Raw genomic sequence first — 12,068 nt, 5'->3', positions numbered from 1 at the left:
CGTTATCTCCAATTCCTAACCACTAATCAACTGCCTTCAGGCTCAAATCTAAGCTTTTTACTGAATGGGTTAAAGCGCCTACGGAAATATAATCAACCCCGCAAGCGGCATATTCCCGTATGTTGTCGATTGTTATGCCGCCCGATGCCTCCGTGATAAATCTCCCGTTGATAATCTTAACCGCTTCGCGCAGTGTATCAAAATTAAAGTTATCCAGCAGTATGCGGTTAACACCGCCAGTTTCTAAAACCTGCTGTAATTCTTCCATGTTTCTTACTTCAATCTCAATTGCCAGCTTTTTGTTTTGATTGATGAGGTATTGTTGCGTATTTTCGATAGCCTGCCTTATCCCGCCCGAATAATCAACATGATTATCCTTTATCAATATCATGTCGTACAACCCAAACCGGTGGTTTACACCGCCACCTATCCTGACAGCCCATTTTTCGAGATAACGCATGCCAGGGGTTGTCTTCCGGGTATCTAATACTTTAGTATTGGTGCCCTCCAAAAGATCCACAATTTCGCGGGTTTTGGTGGCTATGCCGCTCATGCGCTGCATACAGTTAAGCACCAGGCGTTCGGCAGTTAAAATATTACGGGCGTCGCCTTCAACTTCAAAGGCTACATCTTTTGGTTTTATCTTTGTCCCGTCGTTTAAAAATAGGGTTACTTTAAGGCCGGCATCAACAATGTGGAATATCTCAAGCGCAAGTTCAACACCCGCCAAAATGCCTTCATCTTTTACTAAAAGTTTTGCTTTGCCTTGCTTGCCCGCCGGTATAGTAGCTAACGAGGTGTGGTCCCCATCACCAACGTCCTCATTTAATGAGTCGGAAATAAATTTATCAATAAGTAGTTTGTCCAAACCTGTGTGCTTTGTTTATGGGGCAAAAGTAATAATAGTTTTGGGGAGTCCATAGTCCATAGACGATAGACCATAATTTTTAAGAATAGAATTACAGCTAATTAAAAATGAATTTTCCCACCCAACCATGGTCCATGGTCTATGGACTATCGTCCCTTCTCCGGCTCTATGCGCAGTTCAATCAGCACAAGGGTGCCGTCTGTGTCTTTCAATGTATAGGTAATGCGGAAAGGTCCTTTTTGAGTGTTCAGAATAATAACGGCAAACTGGTATTTAGGGTTGGAGTTTACTTTATGAAATATTTTTACCGATATGGGTTTATTTTGGCTGAAAAATTTATCGAGTATAAGCCCTGCCTGAACTTTTGAATAAACATTGTCGTCACTTTGCATACTTATTTCAACGTTAGCGGCAAACATTTTCGATAGTTCGCTCACGTTTCCCTGGCGTATTAATTCCGCGACCTTTTCAATTGGCCCGGCTGCAGTTGGTATCACATAAAAAATAACAAGAAACGGCAGATAAAGTAGTTTCATGGCTTTGTAAGTTTATGAGTTGATGGGGTTTGGTTGGGTTGATTGCTAACACGGTCAACCAGCCACTTTAATCAACTTAATCAACAAATATTTATACAACTAACAACGTTGCCTTTATATTTGCATTGTGGAAAAACAAAAAAAAATCGCGCTAATAATTCTCGACGGCTGGGGTTACGGTCGTAATGACGCATCGAATGCTATCGTGGCGGCTAACACGCCTTTTTTCGATTCAATGTTAAAAAAATATCCAAACTCCAAACTGGAAGCATCAGGTGTGGCTGTTGGTTTACCTGCCGGGCAAATGGGCAACTCCGAAGTTGGGCACATGAACCTCGGCGCCGGCCGTGTTGTTTACCAGGAGCTTGGCCGCATACACAAGGCTGTTGACGATAATGAATTTCCGACCAACCCGGTAATAAAAGAAGCTTTTGAATACGCAAAGCAAAATAATAAAGATGTACATTTCATCGGCCTGTTATCTGATGGGGGTGTACACTCGCATATAAAACATGTAAAGGGACTGTGCGACGCCGCTGGTGCCTATGATTTGGATAAAGTATTTATCCATGCATTTTTAGATGGCAGGGACACTGACCCAAAATCGGGCCAAGGCTTTATTACAGAGCTTGAGGATTATATTGAAAATACTAATGTAAAGCTTGCCTCGGCAATTGGCAGGTATTACGCCATGGACCGCGACAACCGTTGGGAACGCGTAAAACTGGCGTACGACCTGATGGTGAACGGCGAAGGCCAGCATACCAATGATGTTATCCAGGCTATCAAAGAATCGTACCTGCAAGGTGTTACTGACGAATTTATTAAGCCGATTGTAAAAACCGGCGCAGACGGAAAGCCGCTGGCGGTGATAAAAGAGGGCGATGTGGTACTTTGCTTCAACTTCCGCACCGACAGGGGCCGCGAAATTACACTTGCGTTAACACAAAAGGCGTTCCCGGAGTATAATATGCATCCGCTGAACCTCGAGTATATCACAATGACGACGTATGATGAAACGTTTAAAAATGTAAAGGTGGTATTTACCAAGGATGACTTGTCAAAAACCCTTGGTGAAGTATTGGAAGACGCCGGAAAGAACCAGATACGTATTGCCGAAACTGAGAAATACCCGCATGTTACCTTCTTTTTTTCAGGGGGACGTGAAAAGGAATTTATAAATGAAAAGCGCCTGTTAGTGCCTTCGCCAAAAGTGGCGACGTATGACTTACAACCAGAAATGAGCGCCGAAGGGATACGCGATGCCATTATCCCCGAATTAAAAAGCGGCTGGGCTGACTTTATTGTTTTAAACTTTGCCAATACCGATATGGTGGGCCATACAGGGGTTTTCAGCGCAGTGGTTAAGGCTGCCGAAACTGCCGATGCCTGCACCCGCGACGTCGTTGAAACCGGGATTTCAAACGGTTACTCATTTATAATAATAGCCGACCACGGCAATGCTGATTATATGATAAACGACGATGGTACGCCAAACACAGCCCATACCACTAACCTGGTGCCCTGCATTGTCATTGACGATGACGTAAAACAGGTTAAGGATGGTAAACTGGGCGATATTGCACCTACCATATTGAAAATTTTAGGAATAGCAATTCCTGAACAAATGGGCGGCAATGTATTGGTGTAGGTTAAAATTACTTACTATTACTGCTTTGGCCGGTTGCCTGTTAACAGGCAGCCTGGCCTGCAAGCCTGCCGAAACCGGCGGCTCCGCGAAATACTTTGATATTAAAGGCTATTTTACTGCCGATACCTCCCGCCTTAAAAAGCTGAACCCCTATGTTTTAAAAACTGTAAGACATAACGGTGTAACCGAAACAAAAAAGGTAAAGATTGAAAACTGGGGCCAGGAACTGGATACATTTATAGGCGCCGACATTAATCGCCCCGCCTGGAAGAATAGTTACAGCATAGCCACAGGCGACAGCTTACTGCTGTACAAAGCCAAAACGCCTGAACTTAAGGTTCGCGAGATTATTATCAAAAAAGAAAACGACAAAGTAAAGTGGATGGTTATTTATATTAAAACAGAAAACATGCTTTACAAAGACGTTGAAAAGTTAAGCTACTACCCCGACTCGCTATATTTGATTGAAAAGGACCAGCATGTAAAATTGATGGGTAATAATCACTATAGGATACAAGGGGTGATTCAGAAATAAAGCTCTTAGTCTTGAGTCGAAAATCTTAAGTTAATGTGCGTTCGACTAAGAAAACATTCCAATGGATTGAGGGCGATACCCGGACGATTGGTCTTCACCTAATCCTACCCTCGCCAAAGGAGAGGGGGCGTATCGAGGGAAAGGGGTTCAAAAAAAGCATATTTGTCACGTAAAACGTTCCATTTTTACACGCGGAACACCCGGAACGCTGTGAAACACGCTGATTGCCTGTGTTTTATATTTAACCGAAATTATATATTGAAGACTTCAGACTAACGACTACGGACTTATTTATGCGCTTGTGCTTCGGCGAGTTTTTGTTTCGAAAGGTCGATCAAAGCAGATATATCCATCCGGCCGGAGTTATCGCTCAATACTTTTTCCAAATCGGCAATCGACGCTTTTAACGAATTAACCGCCCTGGCTTTGTCGTAGGAGTGGCCGGTAGACTGCATTTTAAACACACCATATTCGCGATAAGCAATGCCCCTAACCTGGTAATATTTGTTCCGGGTGTCATCCGGGTCGATTGCGATTGCTTTGGTAAGATCGAATATCGCCCCTAATAAATATTTTTCTTTGTCGGCGGGACTGGTTTGGTTGTCCTTGCCCAAATAGCCTTTTGCCCTGGCCCTGTAGTAGTAGGCGGTTGCATCAGTCGGGTTTATTGCAATTTCTTTTGTATAAGCAGCAATCGATTTTTTATAATTCTCGCTATGGTAATAAGAATAGCCCAGCATCAGCAAAGCCGTCGAGTTGGTTGAATCAATTAAGCATGCCCGTTCAAGCTGTGCCACAGCAACTTTAAAATCCCCGTCCATTAAAGCCTGCTGGCCCAATTTGATATAGGAATTTTGAGCGACCAGGTTTTCAACAGAAGAAATAATTAAAAAAGAAATAATTACCGAAATCTTCATCCAGGACTATTTGTGATTATCAAAACAGTATATATGTAAACTGTTATAGCAAGAAAATATTATGCCATTACAGCTTTTTTTGTGTTGGTAGTACTAATAATTTATCAAACAGGCCACGATGATATGACTTTTTTTCATCTTTATCAATAATTTTATTTTTTTAGGTTATAAGCCACAGTGTTTGTAATGCACATGTTATCAGTGTTTTATAGTCTAAAAACAATTGTTGGTGATTATTGCTGTTTATTGGCACACCTCTTGAACCATAGTAATACCACGGGAATAATTGTTATTTAACCTGTGTAAAATTGCCCGTATCTTTGCGGGCTGACAATATGACGTTTTTATACAAAACATAAAAGGTAGTTGATGAATTTTGATCCATTTGATTTTAAAAGTGCTTTACCGGTAATAAATGAAGATTCAGAGTTTTTTCCACTGATGTCGACTGAAGACGAAGAGGAAATGAACAATGAGGCTTTGCCGGACATATTATCCATACTACCGCTACGCAATACCGTATTGTTCCCCGGTGTCGTTATCCCGATAACCGTTGGTCGCGATAAATCAATCAAACTTATCCGCGATGCAAATAAAGGCAGCCGGATGATTGGGGTAGTAGCTCAACAAGATGTGGCGATTGAGGACCCCTCTTTTTCCCAGTTAAACAAAACAGGCACCATTGCACTCATCGTAAAAATGCTGCAAATGCCTGACGGTAACACCACCGTTATACTACAGGGCAAAAAACGCTTTGTTTTAAAGGACGAAGTACAGAGCGTTCCCTATATAAAGGCTACGATCGAACCTTTTAAAGAGTCGAAACACAAAGAGGATAAAGAGTTTAAGGCGATGGTTTCGTCGATAAAGGATATGGCCATGAGCATTATCCAGCTGTCGCCAAATATTCCCAGCGAAGCAGGTATCGCCATTCGCAATATTGAAAGTACTTCATTTTTGATAAATTTTATATCATCAAACATGAATGCCGACATGCTGGCAAAACAACAATTGCTGGAAGAGCCCAACCTGCGCAACAGGGCAAACCTGGTACTTGAGCATTTAACTTTAGACCTGCAGATGTTGGAACTTAAAAACCAGATACAGAGCAAGGTTAGGGTTGATTTGGATAAGCAGCAACGCGATTACTTTTTAAACCAGCAGCTAAAAACTATACAGGAAGAATTAGGCGGCTCGTCGCCTGACCTCGAGATTGACAGCCTGAAACTGCGCGCTTCAAAAAAGAAGTGGGGCAAGGATGTTAAAGACCATTTTAATAAAGAACTTGAAAAACTGGTACGTACCAACCCAGCTGCCGCTGATTATTCGGTGCAGATAAATTATCTTGAGCTTTTGCTCGATTTACCGTGGAACGAATTTACCAAAGATAACTTCGACCTGAAACGGGCCCAGAAGGTTTTGGACAAAGACCATTTTGGCCTTGATAAAGTAAAGCAACGTATTATTGAGTACCTGGCTGTCCTAAAGTTAAAGCACAACATGAAGGCGCCTATCCTCTGTTTGGTTGGCCCTCCGGGAGTTGGTAAAACATCACTTGGCAAATCTATCGCCAAAGCGTTAGGTCGTAAATATGTACGGATGGCTTTAGGTGGCATCCGTGATGAAGCCGAGATAAGGGGGCATCGCAAAACATACATCGGCGCAATGCCGGGCCGTATTATCCAATCTGTTAAAAAGGCGGGCGCAGCCAATCCCGTTTTTATTTTGGATGAGATTGATAAGGTAGGTAATGATTTCAGGGGAGACCCGTCTTCTGCGTTGCTCGAAGTGCTCGACCCTGAGCAGAACAGCACTTTTTACGATCATTATGTGGAGATGGATTTCGACCTCTCGAATGTGATGTTCATCGCGACAGCAAACTCTTTAAGCACCATACAGCCGGCACTGCTGGACCGTATGGAGATTATAGAAGTAAATGGCTATACTATTGAAGAAAAGATTGAAATAGCCAAACAACACCTTGTGCCGAAACAACGTGAGGCGCATGGGCTGAAAGCGAAGGACGTGGTGGTTAAGCCAGAGATTATTGAGAAATTGATCGTCGACTACACACGTGAGTCGGGGGTACGTGCGTTGGAGAAAAAAATAGGCTCGCTGGTGCGCGGCGTGGCAAAAAATATTGCCATGGAAGAACCCTATAACCCCACCGTAAACAAAAAGGAAGTTGAGAAGATATTGGGTGCACCCATATACGACAAAGACCTTTATGAAGGTAACGATGTCGCCGGCGTTGTAACCGGCCTGGCCTGGACATCAGTTGGTGGCGACATACTGTTCATTGAAGCCAGCTTAAGCCCTGGTAAAGGTAAACTAACCTTAACCGGCAGTCTTGGCGATGTAATGAAAGAATCGGTTACTATAGCACTTGCTTACCTGCGTGCCCACGCATCATATTTTGATATCGACCCGAGGCTTTTTGATTTGTGGGATATACATGTGCATGTTCCGGCAGGCGCTACGCCGAAGGACGGGCCGTCGGCAGGTATCACAATGCTTACTGCTTTAACATCGGCCTTTACCCAGCGTAAAATAAAACCACACCTGGCCATGACCGGTGAAATAACCCTGCGCGGCCGTGTGTTGCCGGTAGGGGGTATCAAAGAAAAAATACTTGCCGCCAAACGTGCCAACATAAAAGAGATAATTTTATGCGCATCAAACCGGAAAGATATATTAGAAATTAAGGAAGATTATATAAAAGACCTTAAATTTAATTACGTTACCGAAATGCGTGAGGTTATTGACCTGGCACTGTTAAATGAAAAGGTAATTGACCCGATTGACCTTACTGTAAAAGAAGCTGTTAGCAATCCTGCAGCTTAATCCACGTTTGTTAATATCTTTAGCTAACGGCTTCCTGAAATTGCCTGTAACTTGGCAAATCAGGAAGCCGTTGTAATACGTAGCTGGTATAAGCTGAAACTTTTTTAGCAGCATCAGCGTATTACATGTTATCGTAATTATAAAGTAATTATGCTAACAGTTAATAAACCCCAAACAATTTAAAAAAGTGAAGAAAACTTTTACCCTAAAAGCCGTTTTTTTGTTGCTCTTTGTCACATCGTCATTTTATTTGAAGGCCCAAAACCTTGAAGCTAACCCTATTAAAAGGGATACGACGGTTGAGGACGTTAAAAAACCCCGTACCGTATTTTTAGAAGCAGGCGGTCCTGGTCTTGCGCTCACCCTAAACTATGATACCCGCTTTGGTGAGCGGAGAGATAAATGGGGTTACCGTATAGGTGCGGGTTATTATAATACCGGCGCAAATTGGGTGGCATCGATTCCCCTGCAAATAAATTACCTGGCAGGCTTAACCCGCACAGCGCCCAATAGTTTTATTGAATTTGGCGCAGGAACGACCTTTGTACGCTCGCATGGCACCACTAATGGAACGTTTTTTCAATTTGATAACATAACCGGCTTTATCGGTACTGCTACATTGGGCTATCGCTTTCAGCAGGATAATGGTGGTATTAATTTCAGGATAGCGTTTGTACCCGTTTTATACGACGATGGCGTAATTGCCGAAGGCGGTTTCAGCATTGGCTATACGTTCTAGTATTAAAAGGTAAAAATATTTACAAAAGCCCTGAATTATCGGTGCTTTTGCTATTTTAGGCAGTTAATCCAAAAAAACCGGATGAGAATAAAATTTTTACCCTTCCTTTTCAGCCTTTTTTGTGCTGCAAACGTTTTAGCCCAATCACACAGTACCGAAATAGGCTTACAAACCGACAATGATTCCTACCTGTTGCAAGGTTCAGACAGATATTATACCGATGGTATTTACCTGCATTACCGACACGCATTAACCGTGGATAAAGACAGTAAACTGGCTAACAAAGTGCTTGGTATTGAGTTTGGCCAAAAAATATATAACCCCCAAAGTGGCAGCGTGCTGTTTAAAGGTGCTGACCAGCCTTACCTGGTCGACAGACCCTTTGCTGGCTACCTTTACGCCGGTGCTACGCTCAACTTCCTGTATAAAAATGAAAGTAACTTAAAACTTGGCGCCCAGGTAGGTATTATTGGGCCGGGCGCTTACGGCAAAGAGGTGCAGGATTATGTGCATGATCACTTTGGTTTTTACCACCCCGATGGCTGGGAGTTCCAGATACACAACGAGGCGCAGCTTAATCTATCGGCCGCATTTAACGGGCTGATAACACGGGGCAGTTGGATTGATGTTTCATACGCAACTTATATAAACCTGGGCAATGGCTTTAGCGGCGCAGGTGCCGGCGGTATGTTGCGCGTAGGCTCATTTAACCAGTTATTTAACTCGGTGGCTACACAAAGCAGCGCCATCAAAACACAAACAGTAACACCACTGCACGCGCACGAGATATTTTTTTATTACAAGCCGCTATTAAATTATGTACTTTATGATGCCACCATACAGGGTGGTTTATTTAATAATCACAACGCACCTGGCAGCCAGGAAATAAGAGGGACTAAAGAACCGTTTATTTTTAGCAACCAGTTTGGTGTAGCGTTTACAACCGGTCGATTTGTTATTGACGCAGCTGCTATTTTCCATACGCAGGAAACCAAAGAAATGGTGCGATCAGAACAATGGGGAAGCATAACTGCCCTGTATAGGTTTAAGTAGGGTTAGTCGATAAGATTGTTTTATTAGAGATCGGGATGAAAAAGGTATGTCTAAATATTGTGCGGTAGCGTTTTTTATATTTCCGTTTATAATTGCCCAGAACGTAAAAGCGACATATTTGGTGTTGCACGATTCTGTAAAACACAGTAAGCCTTACCTTGGTTTCTATACCAAACTTGTTGATTGCGATGGTATTAACATCCGCTCTTCTGATGTGGTTGACGATAGGGCGCTGCTGATTGCAGCCGCCAAAATGAAAAATATGCTGAAGCATATACCCGAAGCTCGTACGAACCTCGTAGCAAACGGCGCCGAGCTGCACATCATTGGTAAAAACCAGCAAACATCCGACCTGCCCGAATTCCGGAATATGAAAGGGGTAAAATATGTAGACAATGGCGACACCACTGATATTGACAGACGCACAAGAGGTCTCGGTGGCATATGGACATCATGCGGTGAAGAAAACCTGCTGAACCTCCCCGGCGACAGGTATGCCGGAGGTTCTGACATCTGCATCCATGAGTTTGCCCATAATATTATGGACTACGGCCTTGATACTATGCTGCAACGGAAAATAATAAACGCTTACAAACACGCGCTGGTAAAGGGTTTATGGAAGGATGCTTACGCAACCCAAAATCAGCATGAATATTGGGCTGAACTTTCGATGTGGTATTTTGGTAAACACGGTGAGTTTTTGAAGAAAACAAAGTTGCCTGTACCGGGAGCAGAGAGCCTGCGCAATTATGACAATGAAGGCTATATGCTGATGGATTCGATTTATACAGGCAAACTGCGCCCGGTAACTATCCACAGTTTACCCGCGAAGCAAGTTGATAAAAATAGCAAATCAGGTTACGGGACCGAAGATTCCCAGCTAACGTTTATCAATACTACAGGTGAAAAATTAGAACTGTTTTGGATTGATTTTGAGCGAAAACCATCGCTTTACGGCGAGTTGCAGCCTTACAACCGTATTCCACAACCTACTCATATTTCGCATGTGTGGATGGTGCGGAACCAAAAAGGTGAAGACCTCGGATATTACGTAGCCAACAGTTCATATTGCAGCATTACAATTTTAAGCGCTATCCCGACCAAAAAATAACTCTATTCTTCAAACCGTTTGCTGCGGCTTTCTTTTTTAGCTGAATTTATTTTTTTCGACTCCAGCCGGGCAGCTTTGGCGGCTTTGCTTACTTTGGTTGGCTTGCGTGCTTTGGGTTTGTGCAGCGCCTTGGTCAATAAAACTATCAGCCTTTCAATTGCTTTTTCTTTGTTTAAATATTGGCTGCGCTCTTCATCGCAAATTATTTGCACCAGGCCATCTTTATTTAGGCGGTTTTGCAGTTTATCGTTTAGTACGGCTTTTTCGTCATCGGTAAATAGTGCGGAGTTATCTACAGAGAACAGCAATTCAACCTTGCTGGATACTTTATTAACGTTTTGCCCGCCCTTACCGCCGCTGCGCGATGCCTTATTGCTGGTTTCTTTTTGCAGTTCGGCCTTATTAAAATTCATGGGGCGAATTTAGGGAATTGTTAATTAAGTTGACTGAGTTGATTAAGTTGAGCGGTTATTGTCATCAAATGATAACTTAATCAACCACTCACTTAATCAACCTAATCAACTTTTTCACTACCTTCGCCTCACATGGGTAACAATATAGTAGTTGCAATTGATGGCTATTCATCATGCGGAAAAAGCACTTTGGCAAAAGCTTTGGCCAAAAAACTCCATTTTATTTATGTTGACAGCGGGGCAATGTACCGGGCGGTTGCCTTATATTTTTTAAGGAATAATATCGATTTAACAAACCATCAACAAATCGCCGAAGCGCTTAAAAACATCCACCTTAATTTCCATTCGCGCGATTACCACACACATATTACCCTGAACGACGAAGAGGTATCAGATGAGATAAGGCAGATGCCGGTTTCCGAATTGGTAAGCTCTGTATCAGCTATACGAGAGGTTAGGCACGAGATGGTGAAGCAGCAGCAACGCATGGGCAAATCAAAAAACATTGTGATGGATGGCCGCGATATAGGTACCGCCGTTTTCCCTGATGCCCCTGTTAAAATTTTCATGACCGCCGACCCCAAAATACGGGCCGAGCGGCGTTATAAAGAACTGCACCCGAACAACCCCGATATAACCCTGGAAGACGTTTTTGAAAACCTGGCCCACCGTGACTACCAGGACACCACCCGCGCCGAAAGCCCTTTGGTGCGGGCCGAGGATGCAATTATATTGGACAATACCGATTTGACGCCTGATGAACAGTTACTGTTTGCGTTAAGTAAAGTGGAGCCGTTGCTTGACACGATTTAAGGATTAGTAGGATTTACATGATTTAGCTTCCTGTAAGGTAAGCTTTATTGGTACTTACAGTATCTGTTAATCGTTGGCTGCAAACGAATCCTGTAAATCTTTTAAATCGCTGAATCGTGTTCAAATCTGCTGGCCTTCACCCCAAATCTGTTTAAAAAATCAACTCCTTCATCGCTGCCTATACCCTTATAAGCCGCATACGATTTATCAAAGAAAACCCTTTTTACACCAGCCGAAAAGATCAGTCTTGCACAGGGTAGGCAAGGGGATAGCGTTGTATACAGCGTAGCACCTTCAAGATTGGCCCCGTTTTTAACTGCATAAAGTATGGCGTTTTGCTCTGCGTGTAATGCAAGTGAACAGCTGCCTTTCGAGTCGCGGGCGCAGCCGGTATCAGGCCATTCTTCATCGCAATTGTGTGTGCCCGCCGGAGGTCCGTTGTAACCAATTGAGATGATGCGTGTATCCTTCACTAAAACAGCACCTACCTGGGCTTTTACGCAGTGCGAGCGACTAGCCAAATCTGTTGCCAGGTTCATATATATACGATCGAAGGATAATTTAGTCATTGGTCAATAGTGATTGATC

General features: G+C 43.1%; 12 protein-coding genes. 7 read left to right on the top strand and 5 right to left on the bottom strand.

Translation table 11 applies throughout. The features are described 5' to 3' along the window. Nucleotides 1–22 precede the first annotated feature (22 nt). Complete coding sequence (gene nadC, locus Q0R52_RS03990) at nt 23–868, bottom strand: carboxylating nicotinate-nucleotide diphosphorylase (RefSeq protein WP_295792387.1); 846 nt, start codon at nt 866–868, stop codon at nt 23–25. 146 nt (nt 869–1,014) lie between these two features. Continuing rightward, nucleotides 1,015–1,404 carry a DUF4783 domain-containing protein gene (locus Q0R52_RS03985; protein ID WP_295792385.1) on the bottom strand — a complete coding sequence of 130 codons (390 nt, stop codon included), beginning with the start codon at nt 1,402–1,404 and terminating at the stop codon, nt 1,015–1,017. Nucleotides 1,405–1,531: 127 nt separating this feature from the next. On the opposite strand from Q0R52_RS03985, the gene gpmI reads away from it, so the two are divergent. Continuing rightward, a complete protein-coding gene (gpmI, locus tag Q0R52_RS03980) occupies nt 1,532–3,055 on the top strand; it encodes a 2,3-bisphosphoglycerate-independent phosphoglycerate mutase (protein ID WP_295792384.1) in 1,524 nt (507 codons plus the stop codon). After that, nucleotides 3,042–3,590, top strand: a complete 549-nt coding sequence (locus tag Q0R52_RS03975) for a hypothetical protein (protein ID WP_295792382.1) — start codon at nt 3,042–3,044, stop codon at nt 3,588–3,590. Before gpmI ends, Q0R52_RS03975 begins: the two co-directional genes overlap by 14 nt. A 287-nt stretch (nt 3,591–3,877) precedes the next feature. Here Q0R52_RS03975 and Q0R52_RS03970 read toward each other — a convergent pair whose 3' ends face one another. Next, complete coding sequence (locus Q0R52_RS03970; protein ID WP_295792381.1) at nt 3,878–4,507, bottom strand: tetratricopeptide repeat protein; 630 nt, start codon at nt 4,505–4,507, stop codon at nt 3,878–3,880. A gap of 369 nt (nt 4,508–4,876) precedes the next feature. Between Q0R52_RS03970 and lon the strand changes: the two genes are divergently transcribed. From lon to Q0R52_RS03950, 4 genes are all read left to right on the top strand, one after another. After that, entirely contained in the window at nt 4,877–7,351 is a 2,475-nt protein-coding gene (lon, locus tag Q0R52_RS03965) for an endopeptidase La (protein WP_295792379.1), read from the top strand. 187 nt (nt 7,352–7,538) lie between these two features. Further along, entirely contained in the window at nt 7,539–8,090 is a 552-nt protein-coding gene (locus Q0R52_RS03960; RefSeq protein ID WP_295792378.1) for a hypothetical protein, read from the top strand. An 81-nt stretch (nt 8,091–8,171) separates the two neighbouring features. Beyond that, nucleotides 8,172–9,143, top strand: coding sequence for a lipid A deacylase LpxR family protein (locus tag Q0R52_RS03955; protein WP_295792377.1), 972 nt, complete (start codon nt 8,172–8,174; stop codon nt 9,141–9,143). Between the two features lie 46 nt (nt 9,144–9,189). After that, a complete protein-coding gene (locus Q0R52_RS03950; RefSeq protein ID WP_295792376.1) occupies nt 9,190–10,254 on the top strand; it encodes a hypothetical protein in 1,065 nt (354 codons plus the stop codon). 2 nt (nt 10,255–10,256) lie between these two features. Here Q0R52_RS03950 and arfB read toward each other — a convergent pair whose 3' ends face one another. Next, entirely contained in the window at nt 10,257–10,667 is a 411-nt protein-coding gene (gene arfB, locus Q0R52_RS03945) for an alternative ribosome rescue aminoacyl-tRNA hydrolase ArfB (protein WP_295792375.1), read from the bottom strand. 132 nt (nt 10,668–10,799) lie between these two features. Between arfB and cmk the strand changes: the two genes are divergently transcribed. Continuing rightward, complete coding sequence (cmk, locus tag Q0R52_RS03940) at nt 10,800–11,480, top strand: (d)CMP kinase (RefSeq protein ID WP_295792374.1); 681 nt, start codon at nt 10,800–10,802, stop codon at nt 11,478–11,480. Nucleotides 11,481–11,581: 101 nt separating this feature from the next. Here the strand turns inward: cmk and Q0R52_RS03935 are convergent, their stop codons facing one another. Then, nucleotides 11,582–12,049 (bottom strand): dCMP deaminase family protein, encoded by a 468-nt coding sequence (locus Q0R52_RS03935; protein WP_295792373.1) that lies wholly within the window; start codon nt 12,047–12,049, stop codon nt 11,582–11,584. Nucleotides 12,050–12,068: the final 19 nt, after the last annotated feature.

Origin of the sequence: Mucilaginibacter sp. (assembly GCF_025359345.1) — a bacterium.
GTDB lineage: Bacteria > Bacteroidota > Bacteroidia > Sphingobacteriales > Sphingobacteriaceae > Mucilaginibacter.
The sequence above is the reverse complement of the archived record's forward strand: the minus strand, read 5'-3'. Positions and strand labels throughout refer to the sequence as shown.